This is a genomic window from Rhizobium sp. F40D2, assembly GCF_051810745.2.
Lineage (GTDB): Bacteria > Pseudomonadota > Alphaproteobacteria > Rhizobiales > Rhizobiaceae > Rhizobium.
Genome location: NZ_JBPWQX020000004.1, coordinates 820,580 through 845,675, shown reverse-complemented (window position 1 = coordinate 845,675; position 25,096 = coordinate 820,580). Strand labels below are relative to the sequence as shown.

The following is a 25,096-nucleotide window of genomic DNA, read 5'->3' as shown; positions in this document are numbered from 1 at the left end:
AAAACCGCTCACACTTTTCGGCATCATGCTCTAGTCTGCGGACGGCTCCTCCCAGCCGAAGACGCTCCGGCCGCCCAAATCGGCTGACTGGCGGAATTCGCCGGCGATGATTTCCTTGAGGTCGGGACCTGTCACATAGCGTTCCATCTGCCTGGACTGGTCATCCAGGCGCTTGAGCGCCTGCAACTCTTCCTCCCGTCCGAGCCTGCCCTTCTGCACTGCCGATTTCATCACGCCGATCGTCTCGTCATAGACCTTGAGCGGCACCGGGAAGGGATGGCGGTCCTTGCCGCCATGGGCGATCGAGAAGCGTGCCGGATCGGAAAAACGGCAGGGTGCGCCGTGGACGACTTCGGCCACCATGGCCAGCGCCTCGACCGTGCGGGCGCCGACACCGGGAACCAGCAGCAGCTCTTCGAAATCCGCCGGCCCGCGGTCGGCTGCGGCGGCGAGATTTCCATGCAGGCGCCGCATATTGACGTCGCTCTCGCGCACGTCGTGATGGGCCGGCATGATCAGGTGCGGCAACATCGGCTGCTCGGCGGGCTCGGGCGCCGGCTGCTCGACACGCAGCAGGGCGGCGGCCTCGCGGATGATCCGGTCGGGACCGAGCGTCGCCAGGAGGTCGAGCTGGCCGCGCCGCGACCGCTCGGCGCGCCTGTCGGCCAGATTGACGATCGTGCCCTGGCTCCTGCCCTCGATTGCCGCATGCGGCGAGTCGACAAAACTCTCCAGCCCTTCCGATAGCCAGTGATAGCGCCGGGCCTGCCGCCTGTCGCCGTTCATGCCCTGTTGCACGACCACCCAGCGGCCGTCATCGGCGACGATGAAGCCGTGCAGATAAAGATCGAACCCATCCTGAAGCGCAGCGCTGTCAACCTTGGCGATGAGACGGCTCGTCGTCGCCAGGCCTTCGCCATCGAGGCCGACACGTTCGCCGATCGAGACGAGTTCCTGCGGGGTTTTGCGCGAATGCGCGCCGCGGCCGCCGCAGACATGCAGGCCGAGTTCGCCGGCACGCGGTTTCAGCCCGCGCTTCAACGCACCGAGAACGCTTGTCGTGATGCCGGAGGAATGCCAGTCCATGCCCATGACTGCGCCGAAGGACTGGAACCAGAAAGGATGGGCGAGCCTGCGCAGGAATTCGTCCCGGCCGTAGTGATGCACGATCGCTTCGGTGATCAGGGCTCCCAGCCGCGTCATCCGGTCGCCGAGCCAATGCGGCACGCGTCCCGCGTGAAGGGGAAGATCGGCGCTGCCAGCGCGTTGTGACATCTCGTTTCCTTACGCTTTCCACCACCGGATAGAGCAGCCCGGCCGCCTCTTCCGGCGGCGCACGGAACCCAGAAATATTTCAGGCGTTTGTTTTCGCAGTTAGAAGCCGAGGCAATCATGACCGCAATCGAGACCGTCTTCAATAACCCGAGCCTGCCCCAGGCAAAATCGCAAAGGCCGGACGGCCGCGAAAGACAGAATAACAGCGCTTTGCGCCTGGAGGGCAATGCCGAGAAGGCGGCCTTTCTGATCAACGGCAACCGATATTTCGCCGAAGTTTCGCGGGCGCTGCGGCAGGCACGGCGCACGATCTGGATCATCGGCTGGGATTTCAATCCCGACATCCGGTTGGAGCCGGAGAAATCCAACGAGACTTTGGCAGACCTGTTGCATGGGCTCGCGGTGGCCAATCCCGAACTCGAGATACGCATCCTCATCTGGGCGCTCGGGCCGGTCTATTCGGAAAAATCCCTGCAGGTGCTTCGCAAGAAAAACTTCCCTAAAAATGCCAGGATCGACCTGCGTTTCGATCTTCAGGGTGCCGTTCGCGGCTGCCACCATCAGAAACTCGTTTGCATCGACGACGCCGTCGGCTTCATCGGTGGGATCGACCTAACGTCGCGGCGATGGGACACAAAAGGCCATCATGCCTGGGACAGGCATCGGCGGGACCCCGAGGGCGCTTCCTACGATCCGCTGCATGACGTTCAGGCGATGGTCACGGGCGACGCCGCCCGGCTGATCGGCGACATCGCCAGGCGGCGCTGGGAAACAGCCACCGGCGAAAGGCACCCGCCGCTTGCCGAGCGCGCGCCCTTTCCCTGGCCGGACGATCTTGCCGTTTCGCTTCGGTATATGCCGGTGAGCTTCGCGCTGACGGAGCCGTCGACGAGCTTGCGCGCCGGCATGAGCGACGGTATCGCCTCAACGTTGAACATCATCTCCCGAGCACGGCGTCTGCTTTATATCGAGGCGCAATATCTCGCCTCCTTCCGCGTTGCCGATGCCATTGCCGCGCGGCTGCAGGAGGAAGACGGGCCCGAGGTCGTTATCATCTGCACGCGCAGCTCCCACGGGCTGATCGAAAAGATTATCATGGGCGGCAATCGAGACCGCGTCATCCGCCTTCTCAAACGGGCCGATCGCGCGAACCGGCTGCGGGTCTATTTTCCCGTTGTGCCCGGGCCGACAGTGCCCGGGCCGACCGCGCCGGCGACGGTCGACGAGGTCGAGGTGCTCATCCATTCCAAACTGATGATCGCCGACGATGAGCTGGTGCGCATCGGCTCCTCCAATCTCAACAATCGCTCCGAAGGGATTGATTCGGAATGCGATATCCACTTCGAATGTGAAACAGACGAGCACCGCCGCGCGGTGGCGGAGCTGCGCAACCGCCTGCTGGCGGAATATCTCGGAACACCCACCGAGACCTTTGCAGCGGCCTACGCGCAAAGCGGCTCGGTGATCGAAGGGATCGAGGCGCTGAATGACGGCGCCCGAGGCCTGAGGGAATTCGCCGTTGAGCTTTCCGGCAGCATCTCGCCGGTCAGAGGGACCGGGTTCTTTGACCCGGCCCGGCCTTTCCTGCCGCTACGCCGATTGGGCCTCGGCGCGCTCGTCCGCTTCCTCGTCCGTCCCGCGTGATCTTCGGAAGACGATCTCACTGATGAGGAGAAGCGACGTGCCGAGCGCCAACGGAATGAAGAAATAGGCGCAGCGAAACGCGATCAGCGCGCCGATCGAGGCTTCCCGCGGCACGGCATAGGAGACGGTCGCCTCCAGCACGCCGAGCCCACCAGGAACATGGGTTGCGAGAATTGCCGAATTGGCCAGTACATACGCCGTCACCGACCTGAAGAAGGCGACGTCGCCGAAGGCAGAGAGCATCTGGTGCAGGCAGGCGGAAACGAGGATGAAGTTGATCGTCCCGATCGCGACCTGCGCGACGGCAATCGAGAATCGCGGCAGCTGAAACGACCAGCGCCAAAGCCGCAACTTGCCGCGGATGAAAAATGCCAGCGCCGCATAGACGACCGGCACAGTGAGCGCCAGCACGCCGAAGATGCGCACGCTGGCCGGATCAAGCCGCAGCAGGCGCCCGGCATCATCCGGATTGACGATTAGAGCAAGGCCGCCGAGTGTGATCAGCCCGAGCCCGACCGTGACGCCGCAGAACAGGATGATCTTCGCTACGTCCTCGGTCGTCAGTCCCCAGCGCGAATAAAAGCGGTAGCGGAAGGCGCCGCTGCTCAGTCCGGCAAAACCGATATTGTGGCCGAGCGACAGGCTGATGAACGAAGCCAACGCGATTTTGGGATAAGGCAAGGATTTGCCGAGCGAACGGATTGCCAGCAGATCGAAACAGCCAAGACACAGATAGGAGGCTGCAGCAAAGAGAAGCGCTGTACAGAAGCTTGAAAGCGGTATGCTGCGAATCGACTGGACGATCTGGTCGAGGCTGTACTGCTCGAAGATGCGATAGAGTAGAAAGACCGCAAAACAGAGGGCGGCAACCAGCAGCCCATTCCAGATCATGCTTTTCAAACTCATCGATTGTCCTCAAGAGTGCGAGCGCGGTGGGTCGATAATCTGGAACGATCAAACGAGTTTTGTGTTCCCCCGGAACAAGATCGATGTCCCCAAGGGACGAGTTTCAGCGGGCCCATGGCGGAAAAATCAATCAGACTCCTGACCTATAACGTGCACAGCTGTATCGGCAGCGACCGTAAGCTCGATCCCGGGCGCATCGCTTCGGTCATCGCCGAGGCGCAAGCTGACATCGTCGCGCTTCAGGAGGTCGATGTCCTCAGGCGCAGAACCGGCGGCATCGACCAGGCCCATATGATCGCCTCACTTCTCGAGATGCAGGCCCATTTTCATCCGGTGCTGTCGGTTGCCGAAGAGCAATATGGCGATGCAATCATCACCGCCTTTCCGACGGGCGCGGTCAAGGCCGGCCCGCTGCCATCCCTCGGCGAACAGCGCGGCGCCCTTTCAGTCGAAATCCTGATCGGCGACAGAAAACTGCTGGTGGTCAACACCCATCTCGGCCTTCGCAGCCGCGAGCGCATCGGGCAGATGACGACATTACTGAACTCGGGCTGGCTGCGCGGTACAGTGGACGAACCGCTGCCCACCATCCTCTGCGGCGACTTCAACGCCATTCCGTCGTCGGCGACGTACCGACTTGCCGCGCGATCCCTGAAGGACGCCCAGCTCGCAGGCAATGCGCGGCCGAGAGCGACCTTTCCCGCCCGTTACCCGCTGATGCGTCTAGACCACGTCTTCGTCACCGACGATCTCATCGTCAAGCAGGCGACGGTTCTGCAAAACCGCCTGGCAAGGGTCGCCTCCGACCATCTTCCTCTGCTTGCGGAAATTGCTTTCGGCTGAGGCGCGCAGAGGTCTTCGGAAAGGCTGCTCGCGCGCTTGTAGTGTTACCTAGCAAACTTCCGGTTCATCGCAGCCGCCACCAATGGCAGCGCCGTCGTCGCCACGGTTCCGAGCGGCAGCAGCCGGATGCCTCTCGTGACGATGAATGCTGCCGCCATTGCACCGGCCAGCTTGAGCCAGGGATGACCGCCAAGCTGCGCATGGGCGCTCGCATCGGCCCAGCGGGCGTTCTCCGCGACGACGGTCGCCGCCTGCCGCTGGATCACGTGAAGGCGGGCGCTGAGGTTTTCGAGTTCTTCTCTGAGGTCTCGCAGACGGCCTTCCAAGGCATGATCATCGGAGACCAGGAGACGCTCTTCGACAATCCCTTCAACCGGAGCATGGCCGCCAAGCGTCGCAATATAGGCCCGATATTCGGCCTCGCTCGCGAAACCCTCACGCCTGATGAGATCGGGATTGGCGTTCGCCTCTTCGAGGGCAGCCGGCGTGGCGCCGGCATTGTCGCGCCTATCTCCATTTGTACCGATGTCCCCGAATTCGTCCTTGAACATGATGCATCTCCAGTTGTTCCTGGCGATAGAACGTTCGAGGGATCAGAAGGATGCATCGATCGCGGTTTTGGGGCGGGGCCCGGTCGGGACCTCCGTGCCTGCCACGACCGTCATCGCCGCGACGCGCCGAAACGTTCGGGCCGAAACTCCGCCAGCAGCGGATGGCGCCGGCCGGTAGCGATCTCGTCCGCCAGCAGTTCGCCAGCAATCAGGCCGAGGGTCGCGCCGCTATGGCTGAAGGCGACGAAATAGCCCCTGATCGACGGCAGCTCGCCGAAGACCGGCTCGCCGTCGCCCGGAATGGGCTTCGGACCGACCCCATAATCTTCGACCTCAAGCGTCGGATTGCCGTCGAGAACCTTTGAAGCCTCGCGCAGCAGCCCATCCAGCGTCGATCGCCTGACCTCATAGCTGCCGTCCGGCTTCACTCCAACCTCTTCCTCGGACCAGGCCGCATCGAGCGCGAAACCGCCATTGGGCATGGGCCGGATGGCGACCCGGGGAGTGTTGAGCACGGCCTTGAGCGCATGGTGGATCGGCTTGGTCCTGACGAGAAGGGCGACTGGTGTTGCATCGTCGATATGTTGACCGGCTTCGGCGACGATTGCAGGAACGTCCCCTCCTGCGGCAAGCACTACGGACTCCGCCTCCCAATGCTTGCCGTCCGCCGTGCTCACGCCGCGGACACGGGCGCCTTCGACATCAATTATCGCGCGCCCGGCGTCCGTGACGATCTCGCCGCCGAGAACGCGAAATTCCTCCGCGAGAATGCCGATGAGAGAAGGGAGATCGACCCAGCCTTCCCCGGGATTGAAAATCGCACCCTGCGGCGTCACCGCACTGGCGTCGACGCCGGGTGTCGCTCCGGCAATGTTTTCCTGAGCCAGCCATTGCGCGTGATAGCCGAGGTCGCACTCATAATTGAAGATCTCGGCGATCTCGTTGCCGGCGTCATCGGCATCCCAGGTCAGTCCGCCATCGAAACGCAGCCAGGGCGCATCCGGATATCGGGCGGCGAGCGTTCGATACCGGTCGATGCCGGCGAGGCGCAGCCGGTGATAGGCGTCGGAGCGTTTCCGGGCCGAATTAAGCCAGGCGAGCGAACGGCCGGAGGCGCCGTTGGCAAGCGGCCCGTCACTGACGAGCACGCTGGCGATCCCAAGGCGCGCGAGATGGACAGCCGTCGAGACGCCGAATATGCCGCCGCCGATGACGACAACCTTCGAAGGTTTTGGGGAAGCATTCATGTCGATAACCTTGTTTCCTGCTATGTCGTACGAATTCCGATGCATCCGTCGTGAAAGACGACGGCGGCATGCTACACGTCAGGGGCTAGAGGACTTCGGCAAGGAAGCGCTTCAGCCGCTCGCTTTGGGGATTGTCGAAGATCTGCTGTGGGCAGCCGGCCTCGACGATGCGGCCCTCATCCATGAAGACCACCTGATCGGCGACCCTGCGCGCAAATCCCATCTCGTGCGTGACCACGGCCATGGTCATGCCCTGGCGGCCAAGCGCCGCCATCAGGTCGAGAACGCCCTTGACCAGTTCGGGATCGAGCGCACTCGTGACTTCGTCGAACAGGATAAGCTCCGGATCCATGGCAAGAGCCCGCGCGATGGCGACGCGCTGCTGCTGCCCGCCCGATAGCCCTGCCGGGCGATGATCCCTGCGCTCGGCAAGACCGACCTCGGCCAGACGCGCCTCGGCGATGCGTCGCGCCTCCTGCCTCGGCATCTTCTTGATCTTCGTCAGGGAAAGCATGACGTTCTCAAGTGCTGTGTGATCGGGAAAGAGGTTGAAGTGCTGGAACACCATCCCCACCTGCCGGCGCAACCGTTCCGGTTTCATGGCCAGAATGCTGTCGCCATCGAGCAGGATGTCGCCGCCTTTCGGTTCCACCAGCCTGTTCATGCAGCGCAAAAGCGTCGATTTGCCCGAGCCGGAGGGGCCGATGATGCAGGTGACGGTCCCGGCGGCGATGTCGAGGTCGACACCCTTCAGCACGTCGAGATCGCCATAGGCCATGCTGAGATCCCGGATGTTCAGGGCGCCGCCCTGGAAGCGCGGCTTCGTCTCTGCCGAAGATTTGGCCGCGGGCTGCGGGACGGCAGCGGCTTGCAACTCGCTGACCTCGGCCAAACCGCTCGCAGCACCCGAGCCGCGGCCCTGTTTTCCCAGGCGCAGTCTCAAGTCGATATAGTTGACCAAGTGGGTGAGCGGCACGGTGATGACGAGATAGAAGAGGCCCGCCAGCAGCAAGGGCGACAGATTGCCGGTTACGACGGCCTGATCCTGCCCGACGCGGAATATCTCCCGCTCGGAAGCGAGCAATCCGAGGAAGTAGACGAGGCTGGAATCCTTGACGTTTCCGATGAACTGATTGACCAGCGCCGGCAGGACGCGCCGGATGCCCTGCGGAATAACGATCAGGCGCATGCCCTCACCGTAGCTCATGCTGAGCGCCCGGCAGGCTTCCATCTGGCCGCGCTCGACGCTTTGAATGCCCGAGCGGAAGATTTCGCCGATATAGGCCCCGGCGATAAGGCTGAGCGCCAGGATGCCGAGCGGGAATGGCGACGGGCCGAAGATCTCTCGTCCGATCCGGGCAAAACCCTGACCGATGATCAGGATCGTGACGATCGCCGGCAAGCCGCGAAAGATATCGGTGTAAACGCGTGCCGGCAGCCGCAGCCAGCGGGACTGCGAGATGCCCATCACGGCGAGAGCCATGCCGATGACGACGCCGAGCACGGTCGAGGCCGCGGCCAGGATCAGGGTGTTCTTCAGGCCGACGCTGATCATGCTCGGCAGCACTTCCGCCATGGCGTCCCAATCCAGGAAGCTGCGGCGCAGATTTTCAAGCCAGTTCATCGAGATCCCCATCGAAGCCCTTGCCGGGCATGACGCCGTCCGCCGGAGCGGACGGTCTGCGGCCTCACTTCTTGGGAAGATACTGGTCCGGCATCGGCGAGCCCGGGAACCATTTTTCGTAGAGGGTCTTCCAGGTGCCGTCCTGCATCGCGTCGTGAAGGGCGCCGTTCAGCGCCGTGCGGAAGGCGTCATTCCCCTTGCGGATCACAAAGCCCGCCGGCGCATCGAAGGAGGGGATGTTGACCGCAATCTTCAGCGCGGGATAGCGCTCGCCATATTGTTTGGCCGCCTCGTAGTCGAGGAAGTGTGCATCGACCGTTCCGTTGTTGAGGGCGGCGACAGCGGAATTGTTGTCGGGGAATTTCACTAGGTCAGTCCCGCCGAAATTCTTGGCCGCATAGACTTCCTGCAAGGTCCCCTGTACGACGCCGAGACGCTTGCCCTTGAGGCCGTCGGCATCCTTAATGCCCGCATCCGCGGTCAAAACCGAGAGATAACCGGCAAGATAGCCGTCGGAAAAATCGACGGTCTTCTTGCGGGCTTCGGTGGTGCCGATCGCGGCGACGGCAACGTCGAACCGTTCGTTTGCCACCGACGGCAGGAGGGCTGAAAATTCCTGGCCCGTGAACGTCACCTTGTCTTTCGGAAAGCCGAGGCGGGAGACGACGTTGAGAAACAACTCGATATCGAAACCGGTGAACTGACCGTCGGCTGTCGCAAATGTATAGGGCTTGGAATCACCCATCGTTCCGACGCTGATCATCCCCGTCTCGATCAGGTTATAAGGATTGTCGGCCGCAACCGCAGAGCCTGCCCCCATCGCAAGAAGGCACGTCAAAATGCCGGCCCGCAATGGGGAAAGGGTGGCCGCAAATGTTTCAAAAGGCTTCATCGTCGTTCTCCGCTCTGAAAGGAATGCTCTTGTCGGCATGTTGGCTCGCCCACATCCTGCCGCGCATCAGCGGCAGAGATTTGTGGGCAGGATACCGGTCTCTGATATAAAGAGACCGGTCTCACGACATAATTGATATCTGTCAATTGACCGGTCGTCAACAACTCTTGTAGTCCTCGGTTATGGAAGATTCCGCTCATCCGAAACGGCCAGTCACGGTCGCCGACGTTGCGAAGGCCGCAAAGGTCTCGAAGGCGACGGCCGCCCGCGTGCTCGGCGGCTACGGCGTCGTCAGCGCCCAGATCAAGGATCAGGTGATGGCGGCAGCCGCCGCGCTCGAATACCGCCCGAACGAGCTCGCCCGGAGCATGAGCACGGGACGGTCCGGCATCATCGGCGTCGTTGTCGGCGATATCGAGAACGCCTTTTTCAGCCTGGCTGTGCGCGGCATCAGCGATGCGGCCCGCCTTGCGGGCTACAACATCATCATCGCCAATTCGGGCGAACAACTCGATGCGGAAAGATCAGCGGTCGACCTGTTGATCGGCAAGCGCGTCGATGGCCTGATCGTCACGCCAGCCCGATGCGACCGCCTCGATCACCTTCAGCATGTCCGCCGTGCCGGGGTGCCGCTGGTTCTGTTCGACCGGGCCATCCCGGAACTCGATGTCGACGCCGTGACCGGCGACGACCGGGAGGCAGCCCTCGCCGCGACCCGGTATCTGATCGGCCAAGGACATCGCCGCCTCGCCTATGTCTCCGCCATGGACGTTGGGGAAGGCGGGTTCACCGATATCGCGCTTATCTCGAATTCCGCCGTGCGCGAACGCGTGGAAGGCTTCGTCAGCGCCCTGACCGAGGCGGGCTTGCCGAACCCTCTTCATTACATCAGACTCGGCGCCACGGACCAGCATCAGACGGACGCCGTGATGAAACGTCTGCTTTCGGAAGCTGCGCCGCCGACGGCGCTGCTGGCATCCGACAGTCTCGTCGGCTTGCGCATTTTCAAGTCGCTGCAATCGCTCGGCCTGTCGATCCCGCAGGATGTCTCGATGATTTCCTTTCTGGACGCCGACTGGACAAGCGTCACCGTGCCACCGATCACCATCGTCGACCAGCGCGTCTACGAGCTGGGCAAACTCGCCGGCGAACGGCTCGTCGCCCGTATCGAGCGCACCCCGCTTGCCGTCGAGCATCTGCGTGTCGCCACGAGCCTTGTCGTGCGCGGCTCCGTGGCAACGATCAGCCAGTGAGATTAGCATCATGTTCTAACTCTTTAATTTAGAACAGAATATCCTTTAGTCATAGAGCTCGCCATGACCAATCTGCTCCTGCCTGGCAGATGTGTCGCTGATAGCGGGATCGTCGGCCGGATCGGGATCTTTCTTGTTGGCCTCACACAGAAACTGGGCGGCCTCAAGCAGCGCCGCGGTTATCTCTTCGGTTGCCCATCCGGCTTCATTGGCGGCTGCAATCAGTCCTTCCAATGCGTCGCGCGCGGCATTGCTCGCCTCTTTGAAGCGTTGCGCGGGCGCCTCGGTTTTCGGCGACGGAAAGGTCATCGGATTTCCCTCCATTAGGTTCTGACTATTGGAGATGAACGCAGCCCGCGCGAAATGGATGCACGATCATGCGGATTTCGGCGACGACTTCAGCCTTAGATGACCGTCTGCAACAGAAACGGCGAGCGCTCCAGCGGACGCTGGGCAAGGATCCTCAGCATCGCCGGGCCTTGTATGCCGGTCGTCGTCGTCGAGCGGCCGTCGTGATAGACAACCGTCATCACGCGGCTGAGGCTGTCGTACCTGATCTGTGCGATCGTGCGCGTATGAACCGGAAAGATGAATTCGTGGGGCTGAGATTTTCGCCTGGAGCGCTTCGAACTCATCGTGATGCCCCAGCAAAATGATCGCAGTATTGGCCCGGCCGTCCCCAGCTCAGGATACGCGTGATAGTCGACAACACATCCCTCATCGAGTGTCTCCAATGCGCTCAAAATTCGACCAAGCGACCAAGCGGTCAGTTCCGGTAATCGAACCGGCGACCTCCAGGTCAGAGACTTGACCTCACAGTATAGACTCCGATCAAGCACATATTGTTTCCACGGTCGCGTGACATCGGCGTGACATGCAGATCACGGCTCGAAAACTTGTCCGAAACGGGCATTGTGAGGTGTCGGTCTCCCCGGGCAACCACAGCCCATCAATGCAATGTTCTATGTATTCCATGGGTGCGGGCGGCGTGCGGCCAGTATCCGACGGTGCGTGCTAGTGACCGAATGGCTTCGTCCACGACGAAAACCGCATCCCCGAGCCGCTCGATCTCGCAATCGAGTTCGTACACCTCGACTTCGTCAAGACCATCACTGACCAGTAGCCGCTTGCTGGCCTCGATCAGGCGCTCCGTGCGCCCGACAATATCAAGAGCGCTTTGTATGATGATGTCGAGCATGCAGTTGCCCTCGCTTGAATGAGCAAGTGTCGGGCATAATCGGAATGCTGACAATCCCGAAATCTTGTCAGATGCGCGCGCGGATCGTGTCGTAGAGATCCCTCAACTCGCGCAACGCCGACTGATGGCGACGGCGCGGCAAAGAGGCGCGGCGTCCGGCGAAGGCGAATGCAGCCGCGACAGCCGCAACGACAAGGATGGTCGAGGCCGGATAGAGCTTCGCCGCCGCTTCCGTCTGACGCATCGCTTTCCCGGCCCCTCCCTTTACCGATCGGCTGCCATCGAGGATTTTCTGCTGGAGCGCGTCGATTTGCTGTCGCAGCGCGCTCAACTCCTCGCCCAGGCCGTGATCCGGCTGCCGGGGAACGCCGACAGAGGCCGTATTAATATCGATGACGGCTTTCGGCACCGGCTCGCCGATCTTGCTTCCTTCGGGGTTGAGGGTGGCCGTCTCCGTGCTCTTGCGTCGCGGCATGATCCATCTCCTTCGCAAACAGTGGTCACTCTGTGCTAGTCGTCATCGAACGAGAAGACCGGCCGATAGTGCCGTTCTGCAATCAGCAAGCTCCGGTCGGGCCGGATGATGTAAATTTCCTCGACCTGCCGTCCCCATTGATCCGTGAAGCTGTGTGGGAAAGAAGAACCCACGGGTGATTTCGTCAATTTCGTGCGAGGCTGGCCATTATAGGTGATGCTGCCGGGGATGGGGGCCAGTCCAGCCGACGTGTAATATCCTTCGCCGGTCGTGCAGCCCGTCAGAATAACGGCAAAGACCAGCCCAAATCCCGTGGTCCGCTTCATAGAACCTCCAGCCGTTCCGCGCTTTCGGCGTCACTCATTCCATCGCCAATGTAACAGGGGAAGACGGACATTGTTCCAGAATCGGCTGGAGACGTCGCAACAAGTTGCCCAACAGCATAAGGCTCGCCTTGAGCGTATGGGCTTGGCGTTCGAGCCCGACCTTGAAGGCCTTCAGGCGGCGATTGCAGGAATAGGCAAGCCCAGCATCTCGGCGTGTCGACAAAGCTTCTCCCAAGCCGCATCGCCGACCGGCACGCCATCCTGCAACGCCGCGCGGCGCCTTCGTGCCGCGCTGTCACCCGGCATGCGGACCGGGCCATTGTTCCAAGGCGCGGAAGGGTTGCTGCGGCAGGCAGAGGCGAGAAAATCGGACTGCGCGGTAAAGGCATCCAGCCCGGCGAAAAAGGCGGGATCGATGACCTGAAGAAAGGCGCTTTGCGAAAACACGCCAGGCGGCGCGTTCGCCCGGCCCTTGCCGGACAGCCCCTGCCCCAGCAATTCGACGATCAGCCCGAGCCCAAAGCCCTTGTGTCCCTTCAATTGGCCGCCAAGGGGCATCATCGTTCCGCCGCGTTCGGTCACCTCGCGCGGATCATCGGTCGGCTCGCCCGCGGCGGTGAAAGCCCAGGCCTCGGGGAATTTCTTGCCGGCCTTCGCCAGGTTTTGCGTCATCGTCGTGGTGGTGATCGAAGCCGATACGTCGATAAGGATCGGATCCTCCGATGTCGGGAAACCGGCCGCCATCGGGTTCGGCGTCAGGAGCGGCCTGGTGCCGCCATAGGGCGCGACACGGCTTGCCGCGGGATGCGACACCGACAGCTGCACGATCAGGCCCTGCTCGGTAACCTGCCGCATGAAGGCCGAAAGAGCGCAGGTATGATGGCAGTTTCGGATTGCCGCGGTGACGACGCCATGATCGCGTACGCGTTCGCAGGCCTGGTTGATTGCCTTGGTCAAAAGCCATGCGCCGGGCAAGGATCTGCCGTCCCAGACAAAGGCCGCGCCGCGGTCATTGACCACCTCATAGCTGCCCGATTTCGCCAGGGAACCGTCCGCCAACGCTTCGACATACCAGTTCAGCAGACTGACGCCATGCGTTTCATGGCCGATCATGTCGCCTTCCACCAGGACGGCAGCTGTCGTTTCGGCCTTGTCGGGCTCCATCCCGGCGCCGGTCAATATCTGCTCGGCGAATTGGGTGAGGGCAATGCGGTCAATCAGCGGCATAGGCATCCATCCGTCATGTCATGGAAAGCGCGGGCCATCCGAAAGGGCGTGGCCCGCGCCTAAGTCCGCAAGCCAGCTTACTTGAAGCGGATCTGCGACAGCTGCAGCTCGGAATTCGTCGCGATCGTCGGCTTGAAGTCGAGACGCGGCGAAACGCGGGTGAAACCGACCATATGGAACATCGGGATATCGGCGATGATCTCGGTGTTCACCTTGGCGAAAAGTTCCTTCCAGAGTTTCGTGCGCTCGTCGCCGGTGGCTGAGGTCGCCTTGGCGATAAGGGCGTCGACCGCGGGATCCCGAACCATGGAGTGAGAACCGTCGGTTGCGTATTTCACGAATGCGGTGAAGACGGGATCGCCGGTGGCATTGTCGTGCTGCGACTGGGTCAATGTCGGACCGGAATCGGCGACGAAGGGTGCAACGAAATAGCCGTTCCACACGGAAACGTCGTACATGTCGAGCTTGACGTTCAAGCCCACGTCCTGAAGCATGGCCATCATCGCTTCCATCGCTTCGGTGGCGTTGGGATATTGCCCGTTGCGGCCGATGATGCGGATCTGCTGATCGACCGGTACGCCGTCGGCTTTTGCCGCTTTGACAAGTTCCTTTGCTTTTTCGGGATCGTAGGGCCAGGCGGGGATGTCGGCATTGTAGCCGATCGTTGTGGGTACGACGAGCTGTGTGGCGATCTTTGCCTGTTCTGGAAACAGCGTTCCGAGCATGGCCTGACGATCGATGGCGAGGTTCATCGCTTCTCGGATGCGCCGGTCGTTGAGGGGTGCTACACGGGTATCGATGCGCAGCGAGGTCGTCTCCGAATTCGGATAGGCGAAATCGGTTTCCTTGTTGGTGGCATCCTGCACCGATACGGCCGGAACGATATCCGCCTCGCCGGCATCGACCATCGCCGCCGCGACAGCGCTATCTGAGCGGAACAGATAGGTCGCCTGTTCCACTTGCGGTTTGTCCCCCCAATAGTCCGGATTGCGCTTCAGCACGATCGACTGGCCAATTTCCCATTTGTTGAACGTATAGGGGCCGGTGCCGATCGGATTGCGAGTAAATTCGTCCGCAGGTGTCGCTTCGGCCGACTCGACGGCCATGACCGTCATCAGCAACGGAAGAATCGGCTGCGCCGGTTTTGTGGTAATGCGGATCGTGTTGGCATCAGGCGTCTCGAAGCTGAATTCCGTGCCGCCGAAATATTTGCCGCCGGTCTCACAGCTGAGCTTCTTGTTCTTGTTGCGCTCAATCGTGAACTGGACGTCTTTGGCGGTGAACGGTTTCCCATCATGCCATTTGACATTCGGGCGCAGCTTGAATTCCCAGGTGTCGTCGTCGATCTTCGACCATTCCGTCGCCAGGCGGGGTTTGAGGCCGCCATTGACGTAGTCGAATTCCACCAGCATCTCGTTGACGTTTTCAGAAATGACCCGGCCAACGTCCTGGCGCGCTGCCATGCAGGGCTCGACGACATTGACGGTTTCGGCAAGCACAACAGTGACGTTGCTCTTGGCATCTTCAGCGTGAGCCGAGCCGATACTCAGCCCGATCACCCCGGTTGAAAAGCAGGCAGCTACCAAATGCAGTTTCATTTCGTTCTCCTCCCACGCGCCGGCGGCGCTGTTACAACAAACCTTGTGTTGTCTTTCGTTGATCCGGCATTCGCCTCCTCCTGCGATAGCCACCCTAATACATAAGGGCACTAATATACTAGTTGAGAAGTGTGATCAAGCGCGGCGCCCGAAACACGAACTGTCACCGTCTGAATCCTCGTTTTTTTAGCCGTGGCGAAGCGCGTCAGTCCGCGCATCTCTTCATGGTAAGACCCGGTCAGCGGCGCGCACCCATTGGGCCTGCCTCGAAGCCGGCGGATGATCGCGAAGTTTCGTCCCCGCGGTCGGTTTTGCACTCCTCGGTTTCAATTGCGCAGATCTTGGGGCAACAGGCCGGCGGGGAAATTCTGATAAGCGACCGGGCGCAGAAACCTGCGGATCGACATGGTCCCGACGCTGGTCGCACCGAAATTGGTGGAGGCCGGATAGGGTCCGCCATGCACCATGGAATCGACAACCTCGACGCCGGTTGGGAAGCCATTGACCAGCAATCTGCCCGCCCTCATTTCGAGGATCGGCAACAGGTCGCGGGCAAGGCCAAGATCTGCGTCGTCCATGTGGATCGTCGCAGTCAGCTGTCCCCGGAAGCTTTCGGCAAGGTGAGCATCTCTTCCGGTGAGCCGACGCGCACGATGAGACCGAGAGAACCGAACACCTCTTCGCTGAGCGAGTGATCGGCAAGCCAGGCCGAGCCACTGGTCTCGAACAGGTTCGGGCCGGCGTCCCGGCCAGCGCTCTCGACAGAGAGAACCGGCGCGACGGCATTGCTCGCCTGCATGCGCTCGACACCGTCGTGATAGGCGGCGGCAATGCCTTTCGTCAGCATCGTCTGCGGCGCCACCTTTTCGAGAGCCGACTTGGCAGCGCCGGTGAACCTGTCTGCCGCTGGTCCGTCAACCACGACGGCAATACCGGGTTTGGTGCAGAACTGGCCGGCGCCAAGCGTCAGCGAACCGGCCCAGCCTGAACCGATCGCCTCGGCCCGGGCAACGGTCGCAGCCGGCAGCAGGAACATCGGATTGACGCTGCCGAGTTCCCCGAAAAACGGGATCGGCTCGGGGCGCTGGGCGCAAAGGTCGAACAGCGCACGACCGCCGGCAAGCGATCCGGTAAAGCCGACGGCCTTGATGGCGGGATGGGTCACCAGGGCGGTACCGACATCGCGACGCCCGCCCTGGATCAGGCTGAAGACGCCGGTCGGCATTCCGGTGCGTTCGACAGCCGCTGCGATCGCCTCGGCAATGATCTCACCGGTGCCGGGATGGGCTGAATGTCCTTTCACCACGACAGGGCAGCCGGCGGCAAGCGCGGCCGCCGTATCACCGCCGGCCGTCGAGAATGCCAGCGGAAAATTCGAGGCGCCGAAGACGGCGACCGGGCCGATCGGCCGCTGCACCAGACGGATCTCCGGCCGCGGCGCCGGTTGCCGATCGGGTTGCGCCGCGTCGATACGAGCGTCAAGATGCGCGCCCTTGCGGATATGCTCGGCAAACAGCTTGAGCTGGCCGGTGGTGCGGGCGCGCTCGCCATTGAGCCGGCCTTCCGGGAGCCCGGTTTCCTCGGTTCCGATCAGGGTAACGGCCTCGCCGCGTCTGTCGATTTCCTCGGCGATGGCCTCGAGGAAAATAGCGCGCTCCTCGCATGTCTTTGCAGAAAACGCCGCAAAAGCGGCTTCGGCAGCGCGGCAGGCGCGGTCGACCAGTTCCGTCGTGCCGACAGCGAAGTCATGCGCCGGGCCGTGCGCCGGCTCGGAGCGAAAGGTCGTTGTTCCGGCAATCCACTCGCCGGCGATAAGATGCCTGCCTGAAGGGGTCCAGCTCATTGTGATCTCCTTGGCGGAGCCTCGCTCCGTCCTCGTGCGGTGATTGCGCAAGATGCGCCGGGTAGAACATGATGCCGAAAAGTGTCGGCGGTTTTCGGGCCTCATATCATCCTGTTCTAGCGGCCGTTTACCTTCCGCCATGCGGCAAAGAGCGTCAGATTGCTTTCATCGGTGGCCGGATAGAGGCCGATGATCGTATGTCCCTGCTTGACGCGTTCCGTGACGAAGTCTTCGTATGCGGTCATTTCGACCGCTTCGTCGGCGATCTCGTCGGCGATCTCAGCCGGGATGACGATCACGCTGTCGTCGTCGCCAACCATGATGTCGCCCGGGAAGACCGCCACGTCGCCGCAGCCGATGGGCACGTTGATGTCGATCGCCTCGTGCAGCGTGAGGTTGGTCGGGCTGGAGGGACGATGGTGGTAGGCGGGAATATCAAGGCCGCCGATGGTCATGGCGTCGCGGAAGCCGCCGTCGGTGACGACGCCGGCGCCGCCGCGCATCATCAATCTGGTAATCAGGATGTCGCCGGCGGAGGCGGCACGCGGATCCTTGCGGCTGTCCATCACCAGAACATGGCCGTCCGGGCAGGTCTCGATGGCAAGCCGTTGCGGGTGTTTAGGGTTCCGAAACACGTTCATCGCATTGCGGTCCTCGCGTGCCGGCATGTAACGCAGGGTGAAGGCCGGTCCCACCATGTTGCGGCCCTTCGACTGCACCGGCCGAACATCCTGAACCGTCTGGTTTCTCAGGCCTCGCTTGAACAGCGCCGAGCAGAGCGTCGCGACCGATACACCCATCAGCTTTTCACGGGTTGCGGGGTTCATATTTCCATCTCCTCGTTCAAATTCAGCCGCCGAAGCTGTGCGTTTCCACGGTCCAGTCACGGGCTTTGCCCGTCAGGCTGCAACCAAGCCCCGGACGGGCGGGCACGATCATCCGGCCATCCCTGATATCGAGCTGTTCGTTGAACAGCGGCGCCAGCCAATCGAAATGCTCCACCCACGGCTCGTGCGCATAGGCGGCCGCCAGATGCAGATGGATTTCCATGGCGAAATGCGGCGCCAGCCGCATGCGTTTCGCCTCGGCTTGCGTGCAGATGCGCAGAAAGGGCGTGATGCCGCCGACCCGCGGCGCATCCGGCTGAATGAAGTCGACCGCATCGGTGCGGATCAGGGCCATATGTTCGTCGGCGCTTGCCAGCATCTCGCCGGTGGCGATCGGTGTGGCGAGTTCACGCGCCAATGCGGCATGCCCCTCGGCGTCATAGGCATCAAGCGGCTCTTCGATCCATTCGAGATTGAGCGGCTCGACCAGCCGACCGAAGCGCAACGCCGTGGTGCGGTCCCATTGCTGGTTGGCATCGACCATCAGCGGCACGCGGCCATCGATATGGCTGGTCACCGCATCGAGCCGGCGAAGATCGATCATCGGGTCCGGCTGCCCGACCTTGATCTTGATGCCGCCGATGCCGGAGGCAATCGAGTGATCGATGGCATCGCGGATTTCCTCGACGCTCGACGACAGGAAGCCGCCTGACGTATTGTAGCAGGCGACGCTGTCGCGATGGGCGCCGAGCAGTTTCGCCAGCGGCAGGCCGGCACGCTTCGCCTTCATATCCCAGAGGCAGATGTCGATAGCAGCAATTGCCTGCGTCGCGATGCCGGAACGGCCGACCGAGGCGCCGGCCCAGCAGAGCTTGTCCCATATCCGTGCTGTATCGTTGGGGTCCTCGCCTATCAGGTTGTCGGCAATCTCGCAGGCATGTGCATAGAGAGCGGGGCCGCCTGCCCGCTTCGAGTAACTGAAGCCAAGACCGCTATGGCCCGCGTCGGAGACGATCTCGCAAAACAGAAACGCCACCTCCGTCAGCGGCTTCTGCCGGCCCGTCAAGACCTTGGCGTCGCTGATCGGCCGCACCAACGGCAGATAAGCGAGCGACAGCGTCACCGATCGGATGGCGTCCAGCTTGGCCGGACCGGCCGCAAGGCCGGCCTTGGGCGGCTGCGCGGGGATCGTGCGTCGATTGGGATCAAACATCATCGTGCCCTCAGTTGATGGCCGGCTCAGGCGTCTTGCCACCGAATTCCGTCGTCAGGAAGTCGAAGTCGCAGCCCTTGTCGGCCTGCTCGATATGGCGGGAGAACATAAAGCCGTAGCCGCGCTCATAGTGCCTCGTCGGCGCCACCCAGGCGGCCCGCCGCGCTGAAATTTCCTCTTCCGAAACCTGCATATTGAGGCTGCGCGCCGGAATGTTGAGCTCGACCATGTCGCCCGTTTTCAGCAATGCCAGCGGCCCGCCGATGTAGGATTCCGGCGCGACGTGCAGCACACAGGCACCGAAACTGGTTCCGGACATGCGGGCATCGGAGATGCGCACCATGTCGCGCAGGCCGAGTTTCAACAGCGCCTTCGGCATCGGGATCATGCCCCATTCCGGCATGCCGGGCCCGCCCTGGGGGCCGGCATTGCGCAGCACCAGCACCGTCTCCGGTTTCAGGGGGTAATCGGGATCGTCGATGATCTTCTTCATCTCCGCATAGCTGTCGGCGACCAGCGCCGGGCCGCAATGGCGGTGGAATTTCGGGTCGCAGGCCGCCGGCTTGATGACCGCGCCATCGGGACACAGGTTTCCCTTGAGCACCGCCAGCGAGCCTTCGTGATAGACCGGGTTCGACAGTGGCCGGATGACGTCGTCATTGTAGATCTTCACCTGGTCGAGGCCATCCACCAGCGGTTTTCCCGTGACGGTAATCGCGGTTGGATCGAGCTTGTCGCCGAGTTGCTTCATCAGCGCCCGCAAGCCGCCGGCATAGAAGAAATCCTCCATCAGGTAGGTCGATCCGGAAGGACGGATGTTGGCAAGAACAGGCGTCGTGCGACCAATGCGATCAAGGTCATCGAGCTTCAGCGGCACGCCGGCGCGCCGGGCCATGGCGATCAGGTGAATGATCGCATTGGTCGAGCAGCCGGTCGCCATGGCGACGGTGACGGCATTGTCGACGGCCGCCGGGGTGATGATTTGGTCGGGCGTCAGATCCTCCCACACCATATCGACGATGCGGCGGCCGCAGGCCGCCGACATGCGCTGGTGGTTGGCGTCGGCCGCCGGAATGGAGGAAGCGCCCGGCAGCGTCAATCCCATAGCCTCGGCGATCGCCGTCATGGTCGATGCCGTTCCCATGGTCATGCAATGGCCGTAGCTGCGGGCAATTCCGCCTTCGATGCCCTGCCACTCCTCCTTGGTGATCGTGCCAGCACGCCGCTCGTCCCAATATTTGAAACCGTCGGTCCCGGAGCCGAGCGTCTTGCCGGCGTAATTGCCGCGAAGCATCGGGCCGGCCGGCAGATAAACAAAGGGAATGCCCATGCTGACTGCACCCATGACAAGGCCGGGCGTCGTCTTGTCGCAGCCGCCCATCAGAACGGCGCCGTCGACAGGATGGCTGCGCAACAGTTCCTCGGTCTCCATCGCCAGCATGTTGCGATAAAGCATGGTGGTCGGCTTGACGAAGTTTTCGGAAAGGGAAAGTGCAGGCAGTTCCATGGGAAATCCGCCCGACTGAAGAATTCCGCGCTTCACCCATTCGGCGCGTTCGCGGAAATGCATGTGGCACGGCTGGGCGTCCGACCAGGTGTTGATGACGGCAATGATCGGCTTTCCCTGCCAATCCTCCGGCGCATAACCCATCTGCATGGTCCGCGACCTGTGACCGAACGAACGCTGATCATCCGGCAGCATCCATCGGGCCGACCGCAATTGCTCGTAAGTTTTCCTCGCGGTCACGGCTTTCTCCTATCTTTTTGCGCACTCAACTACGCTTGCTCTTTCAACTGATATTTTAGTTTCCCATATATATCAACGGCAACTTTGCATTCTTGTGCATTAGGTCGTGCAAAGCTATGAATGGAGTGAAAGGATTGCCTCACATGAATTCCCAGTTCGCTTCCACATTCGGCCTGACTGCGCCCGGTTTTCCAGCCGCGGCCGGCAGCACCGTCCAGCGCGTCTATGATGATCTCAGAAAGCGCATCATCACCATTCAGCTGCCCCCGGACACCACGCTGTCGCGAACCGAGCTTACCGAGACCTATGAAGTCAGCCAGACTCCCATTCGCGACGCGCTGCAGCTCCTCAAACAAGAAGGTCTGGTGCGCATTTATCCGCAGTCCCGCACTGTGGTGACCAGGATCGACGTCCTCCAAATTTACGAGGCGCATTTCCTTCGCGTCGCGCTGGAATCGGAAGTCTGCCGTCGCCTGGCGACCGATCCGGATCCGGATCCGAGCGTCATCACGCGCGCCCGCTCGATCATCAAAATGCAGTCTGCGGTCGCCGACGACGTCGACCAGGTTGCCATCTTCCAGGAGCTCGACGAACTCTTTCACCAGACATTGTTCGCAGGCGCCAAGCGTAGCAGCCTGCATCAACTGGTTCGCGAGCGGTCCGGCCATCTCGAACGCATTCGCCGTCTGCATCTGCCCGAAAAGGGCAAGATCACGAGCATCCTCGATGGTCATCACGCCATCATCGACGCGATTGCCGCCCGCGACGAACAGGGCGCCGTCGATGCGATCCGCGAGCATCTCAGCCGTACAGTCGCAAAAGTGGAAGACCTCAGAAAGGAGTTCCCGGACTACTTCGTCTGACCCCGCCGCGCCGTGGCTTTCCGCCGGGGTCAATTGACCGGCGTCAGCAGCGGCCTGCCTGCGAAGAAAGCGGCAAGGTTGTCGACCGTCAATTGCGCCATCCTATCGCGCGTTTCCTCGGTGCCGCTGGCGTGATGGGGATAGAGCACAACATTATCGAGCGCTGCCAAGCGCGGATCCGGATTGGGTTCGTTCAGATAGACATCAATGCCGGCCGACGCGATCCGCCGCTCCTGCAAGGCCCGGATCAAGGCCGGCTCATCGACCACAGTGCCGCGGGCAATGTTGATGAAGCTGCCCATCGGCCCGAGCGCGTTCAGCACCTCGGCAGAAATCAACCCTTCGGTCGAGGCCCCACCCGGCGTCGCCGCGATCAGGATATCGGCCCAGTCCGCCAGTTTTACCGGTTCGTCGAAATAGACAAAATCGTTGCCGGCTTTTTTCGTCCGCCCATAATAGCCGACAGTGAGCCCGACAGCTTCGCATCGCCTGGCAATCGCCATACCGATGCGGCCGAGGCCGACGATCCCGGCCCGCTTTCCCGAGGTCGACGTCGTCAGCGGCATCATGCCCTTGCGCCCCCAATCGCCGGAACGCACATAACGGTCACCTTCCGGCAGGCGCCGTCGCGCCGCCAGCATCAGAAGCAGCGCCGTGTCGGCAACGTCGTCGCACAGCACCTCGGACGTGTTGGTGAGTTTGATGCCGCGTCGCGTCATCGCCTCGACATCCATCTGGTCGTAGCCCGCCGAGGAACAGGCGGCCAGCTTCAGTGCCGGCAATTTCGCAAGCAGCGCCTCGTCGATCGTCACGTGGCCGTTGCAGACCAGAGCCGTGCAGATCGGGCCGGCTTTCTGAAGCAGAGCATCCCGCTCTTCGCCTTCTGCAAGATCCAGCCGGTGCAGCGTATAGGCTTCCTCCAGCACTGCCATCTGACGGGACCGGAGCGGATAGGCGACGATGATATCGGGCTTCATGCGGGAACAAGTCCTTCCTGTGTGCGGCGTGTGGCCCGCCTTGTGGCCTGGATTTCGGGATCGGGATCGAGGCCGGCGGCAAGCAGCGCCCGGGTGTAGGGGTGGGAGGGCGCGTTGAAGATCTGGGCCACCGGCCCTTCCTCGACGATCTCGCCGGCCTTCATGACGATGACGCGATCGGCGAAATCGCGAACGACTGGCAGATCGTGTGCAATGAAAAGGTAGGACAGGTTGAATTCGCGGCGCAGGCCCTCGAGCAAGGCAATCACCTGTGCCTGGATCGACACGTCGAGCGCCGAAACCGCCTCGTCGCAGATGATCAGTTTCGGCTCCATCGCCAGCGCCCGGGCGATGGCGATGCGCTGGCGCTGGCCGCCGGAAAACTGATGCGGATACCGGTCCGCCATATCCGGCTTCAGGCCGACCTTGACCAGCAATTCGGCCACCCTCTCCTTCCATCTCGCTTTCGGCAAGATATCCGGGTGAATGACCCAGGCCTCGGAAATCAGCCGGAACACGGTCATCCGCGGGTTGAGCGACTGCGTCGGGTCCTGAAAGACCATCTGCAAATCGCGACGCAGCCCGAATATTTCTCTCGAGGTCATCGCCAGCAGATCGCTGCCGCGGTAGAGGACCTGGCCCTCCTGCGGATCGTCGAGACGAACGATCGCCCGGGCGAGAGTCGATTTGCCGGAGCCGCTCTCGCCGACAACCGCGACGGTCTCGCCTGGCATGATGACGACGTCCACGCCTTTCAGGGCCTGGAATGCGCCGAAACTCTTCTTCAAGCCGATAGCGCGCAGCAGCGGCTCGCCCTGCCGGTCACGCTCTTGCGCCATCGCCCCCTTCCCGGGGGCGGCAGCGATCAGTTTTTTCGTATAGGCGTTCCGCGGGTTGCGATAAACTTCGGCCGCATTGCCGGTTTCGACGACGCAGCCTGACTTCATCACCACGACCCGATCGGCGATCTCGGCGACGACGCCGAGATCGTGGGTAATCAGCAACAGGCCCATTCCGGTTTCCTGCTGCAATTCCTGCAGAAGTTCGAGCACCTGCGCCTGCACCGTGACATCCAGCGCGGTGGTGGGCTCATCGGCAATCAGGATGTCAGGCTTGCATGCGATCGCCATGGCGATCATCAGGCGCTGCCGCTGCCCGCCGGAGAACTGGAACGGATATTTTCGCATTGCCGTCTGCGGATCGGTGATGCCAACCCGCTCCATGAGTTCGAGCGCCCTGGCACGGGCCTGCTCGGCGGACTGACCATGCGTTGTCATCATTTCGGTGATTTGCCAGCCGACCGTGTAGACCGGGTTGAGATGGGCCAGCGGGTCCTGAAAGATCATGGCGATCCTGGCGCCGTTGATCGAACGCCGCTCCTCGGGCGTCATTGTTAGCATGTCGCGCCCATTCAGGAGAATGGTGCCGCTGGTGATCTTGCCGGGCGGCATGTCGATCAGGTTCATGATCGCCGAGGCGGAAACCGACTTGCCCGAACCGCTTTCCCCGAGGATTGCCAGCGTCTCGCCGCGATCGAGATGCCAGTTCACGTCCTGCACCGCCTTGACGGTACCGCTGAGCGTGTGGAACTCGACCGAAAGGTTGCGAACGTCCAGAAGATGTTCAGCCATTTTTCTTGCCTCTCATTTCCCGGCCTCTCATTTCAAGCCGCCAGCGTTGCGTCGGATCAAGTGCGATGCGCAGCCAGTTCGACAGAAGATTGAGCGACAGCGTCGTCAGGATGATTGCAAGGCCGGGCCAGAAGGACAGCCACCAGGCATTGGTGAGATAGGGCCGCCCTTGGGCAACCATGAGACCCCAGGTGATCTCAGGCGCCTGAATGCCGATCCCCAGGAACGACAACGAGGATTCCGCCAGCATGACGAAGGCGAAATCAAGCGTGGCGATGGTCACCAGCGTCGGAAAGATCACCGGCAGGATGTGTTGGAAGACGATGCGCCGGTTCGATGCCCCCATGACCTTGGCCGCCTGCACGAACATCCGCTCGCGCACCTCAAGCACTTCGGCGCGGGCGGTGCGCAGATAGATGGGTATCCGGGTAATCGCCAGGACGAGGACGATATTGGTGACCGAGGGTTCGAGCATATAAAGCACGATCACCGCCAGAAGCAGCGACGGAAAGGACATGATGACGTCGCCGAGGCGCATGATCCATTGGGCGGCGGAAGAGCGGCTGTAACCGGCCACCAGACCGAGCGCCGTGCCGACGACAGATGATGCAAACACCGCCGCCGCGGCAACCAGGATGGTATTTTGCGCCGCCACGACGACGCGGGCCAGAAGCGGCCTGCCCAGGGCATCGGCGCCAAGGACGTAAAGCCATCCGCGGGTGATATCGAAGGGCGGAGCGTTTCGGCCCCGCAGGTTCTGCTTGGTGGCGATGCCCTCCAGCAGAAACGGGCCGAACAGCGCACAGAGAAGAACGATCAGCAGGAATAGAGCGGCGAAGAAAGCCAGCTTGTCCGCCCACAGCATGGTCAGCCAGCGCCCGATCGGGCCGCTCGGTTTTTTCTCGACGAGGATTTGTGTGTCGGTCATCGCCATCG

Annotated in this window: 23 protein-coding genes and 1 pseudogene; 4 read left to right on the top strand and 20 right to left on the bottom strand. The window is 62.0% G+C overall.

The window, feature by feature from the left end:
* Positions 1-30: 30 nt before the first annotated feature.
* Entirely contained in the window at positions 31-1,275 is a 1,245-nt protein-coding gene (locus tag ACS4RS_RS32630; RefSeq protein WP_449314120.1) for a DUF763 domain-containing protein, read from the bottom strand.
* A 117-nt stretch (positions 1,276-1,392) separates the two neighbouring features.
* Between ACS4RS_RS32630 and ACS4RS_RS32625 the strand changes: the two genes are divergently transcribed.
* On the top strand, positions 1,393-2,919 hold the full coding sequence (locus ACS4RS_RS32625; RefSeq protein ID WP_439012329.1) for a phospholipase: 1,527 nt from the start codon (positions 1,393-1,395) through the stop codon (positions 2,917-2,919).
* Here the strand turns inward: ACS4RS_RS32625 and ACS4RS_RS32620 are convergent.
* Positions 2,866-3,825 (bottom strand): lysylphosphatidylglycerol synthase domain-containing protein, encoded by a 960-nt coding sequence (locus tag ACS4RS_RS32620; protein ID WP_439012328.1) that lies wholly within the window; start codon positions 3,823-3,825, stop codon positions 2,866-2,868. The genes ACS4RS_RS32625 and ACS4RS_RS32620 overlap by 54 nt on opposite strands.
* Before the next feature lie 114 nt (positions 3,826-3,939).
* On the opposite strand from ACS4RS_RS32620, the gene ACS4RS_RS32615 reads away from it, so the two are divergent.
* Positions 3,940-4,668, top strand: coding sequence for an endonuclease/exonuclease/phosphatase family protein (locus ACS4RS_RS32615; protein WP_439012327.1), 729 nt, complete (start codon positions 3,940-3,942; stop codon positions 4,666-4,668).
* 44 nt (positions 4,669-4,712) lie between these two features.
* Here ACS4RS_RS32615 and ACS4RS_RS32610 read toward each other — a convergent pair whose 3' ends face one another.
* The 4 genes from ACS4RS_RS32610 to ACS4RS_RS32595 all read right to left on the bottom strand — a co-directional run bounded on the left by ACS4RS_RS32610 (position 4,713) and on the right by ACS4RS_RS32595 (position 8,982).
* Positions 4,713-5,219: a hypothetical protein gene (locus ACS4RS_RS32610; protein ID WP_439012326.1), complete on the bottom strand. Its 507-nt coding sequence runs from the start codon at positions 5,217-5,219 to the stop codon at positions 4,713-4,715.
* 110 nt (positions 5,220-5,329) lie between these two features.
* Positions 5,330-6,466, bottom strand: a complete 1,137-nt coding sequence (locus ACS4RS_RS32605) for an FAD-dependent oxidoreductase (RefSeq protein ID WP_439012325.1) — start codon at positions 6,464-6,466, stop codon at positions 5,330-5,332.
* Positions 6,467-6,551: 85 nt separating this feature from the next.
* Entirely contained in the window at positions 6,552-8,090 is a 1,539-nt protein-coding gene (locus ACS4RS_RS32600; RefSeq protein ID WP_439012324.1) for an ABC transporter permease subunit, read from the bottom strand.
* A gap of 64 nt (positions 8,091-8,154) precedes the next feature.
* Positions 8,155-8,982, bottom strand: a complete 828-nt coding sequence (locus ACS4RS_RS32595; RefSeq protein ID WP_439012323.1) for a transporter substrate-binding domain-containing protein — start codon at positions 8,980-8,982, stop codon at positions 8,155-8,157.
* A 182-nt stretch (positions 8,983-9,164) separates the two neighbouring features.
* On the opposite strand from ACS4RS_RS32595, the gene ACS4RS_RS32590 reads away from it, so the two are divergent.
* Positions 9,165-10,235 carry a substrate-binding domain-containing protein gene (locus ACS4RS_RS32590; protein ID WP_439012322.1) on the top strand — a complete coding sequence of 357 codons (1,071 nt, stop codon included), beginning with the start codon at positions 9,165-9,167 and terminating at the stop codon, positions 10,233-10,235.
* A 45-nt stretch (positions 10,236-10,280) separates the two neighbouring features.
* On the opposite strand, the gene ACS4RS_RS32585 is transcribed toward ACS4RS_RS32590, so the two are convergent.
* The 11 genes and pseudogenes from ACS4RS_RS32585 to araD form a co-directional block, all read right to left on the bottom strand.
* Positions 10,281-10,544: a hypothetical protein gene (locus ACS4RS_RS32585; RefSeq protein ID WP_439012321.1), complete on the bottom strand. Its 264-nt coding sequence runs from the start codon at positions 10,542-10,544 to the stop codon at positions 10,281-10,283.
* Positions 10,545-10,639: 95 nt separating this feature from the next.
* Positions 10,640-10,870 carry a hypothetical protein gene (locus ACS4RS_RS32580; RefSeq protein ID WP_071088354.1) on the bottom strand — a complete coding sequence of 77 codons (231 nt, stop codon included), beginning with the start codon at positions 10,868-10,870 and terminating at the stop codon, positions 10,640-10,642.
* A gap of 314 nt (positions 10,871-11,184) precedes the next feature.
* Positions 11,185-11,433: a hypothetical protein gene (locus ACS4RS_RS32575; protein ID WP_439012320.1), complete on the bottom strand. Its 249-nt coding sequence runs from the start codon at positions 11,431-11,433 to the stop codon at positions 11,185-11,187.
* Positions 11,434-11,500: 67 nt separating this feature from the next.
* A complete protein-coding gene (locus ACS4RS_RS32570) occupies positions 11,501-11,908 on the bottom strand; it encodes a hypothetical protein (RefSeq protein WP_439012319.1) in 408 nt (135 codons plus the stop codon).
* Between the two features lie 35 nt (positions 11,909-11,943).
* Complete coding sequence (locus ACS4RS_RS32565) at positions 11,944-12,234, bottom strand: hypothetical protein (RefSeq protein ID WP_439012318.1); 291 nt, start codon at positions 12,232-12,234, stop codon at positions 11,944-11,946.
* A 171-nt stretch (positions 12,235-12,405) separates the two neighbouring features.
* Positions 12,406-13,467, bottom strand: a complete 1,062-nt coding sequence (locus ACS4RS_RS32560) for an Ldh family oxidoreductase (RefSeq protein ID WP_439012317.1) — start codon at positions 13,465-13,467, stop codon at positions 12,406-12,408.
* Between the two features lie 71 nt (positions 13,468-13,538).
* Positions 13,539-15,059, bottom strand: coding sequence for an ABC transporter substrate-binding protein (locus ACS4RS_RS32555; RefSeq protein WP_439012316.1), 1,521 nt, complete (start codon positions 15,057-15,059; stop codon positions 13,539-13,541).
* 326 nt (positions 15,060-15,385) lie between these two features.
* A pseudogene (locus ACS4RS_RS32550) lies at positions 15,386-16,902 on the bottom strand (aldehyde dehydrogenase (NADP(+))).
* A gap of 116 nt (positions 16,903-17,018) precedes the next feature.
* A complete protein-coding gene (locus tag ACS4RS_RS32545) occupies positions 17,019-17,729 on the bottom strand; it encodes a ribonuclease activity regulator RraA (protein ID WP_439012315.1) in 711 nt (236 codons plus the stop codon).
* Between the two features lie 22 nt (positions 17,730-17,751).
* Entirely contained in the window at positions 17,752-18,942 is a 1,191-nt protein-coding gene (locus ACS4RS_RS32540; protein ID WP_439012314.1) for an L-talarate/galactarate dehydratase, read from the bottom strand.
* 10 nt (positions 18,943-18,952) lie between these two features.
* On the bottom strand, positions 18,953-20,689 hold the full coding sequence (araD, locus tag ACS4RS_RS32535) for an L-arabinonate dehydratase (protein WP_439012313.1): 1,737 nt from the start codon (positions 20,687-20,689) through the stop codon (positions 18,953-18,955).
* Positions 20,690-20,832: 143 nt separating this feature from the next.
* Between araD and ACS4RS_RS32530 the strand changes: the two genes are divergently transcribed.
* Complete coding sequence (locus ACS4RS_RS32530; RefSeq protein WP_439012312.1) at positions 20,833-21,552, top strand: FCD domain-containing protein; 720 nt, start codon at positions 20,833-20,835, stop codon at positions 21,550-21,552.
* Between the two features lie 29 nt (positions 21,553-21,581).
* Here the strand turns inward: ACS4RS_RS32530 and ACS4RS_RS32525 are convergent, their stop codons facing one another.
* The 3 genes from ACS4RS_RS32525 to ACS4RS_RS32515 are packed head-to-tail and all read right to left on the bottom strand — an operon-like array spanning position 21,582 to position 25,094.
* Positions 21,582-22,529, bottom strand: coding sequence for a 2-hydroxyacid dehydrogenase (locus tag ACS4RS_RS32525; protein WP_439012311.1), 948 nt, complete (start codon positions 22,527-22,529; stop codon positions 21,582-21,584).
* Positions 22,526-24,160, bottom strand: coding sequence for a dipeptide ABC transporter ATP-binding protein (locus tag ACS4RS_RS32520; protein ID WP_439012310.1), 1,635 nt, complete (start codon positions 24,158-24,160; stop codon positions 22,526-22,528). Before ACS4RS_RS32520 ends, ACS4RS_RS32525 begins: the two co-directional genes overlap by 4 nt.
* Positions 24,153-25,094 (bottom strand): ABC transporter permease subunit, encoded by a 942-nt coding sequence (locus tag ACS4RS_RS32515; protein WP_439012309.1) that lies wholly within the window; start codon positions 25,092-25,094, stop codon positions 24,153-24,155. Before ACS4RS_RS32515 ends, ACS4RS_RS32520 begins: the two co-directional genes overlap by 8 nt.
* Positions 25,095-25,096: the final 2 nt, after the last annotated feature.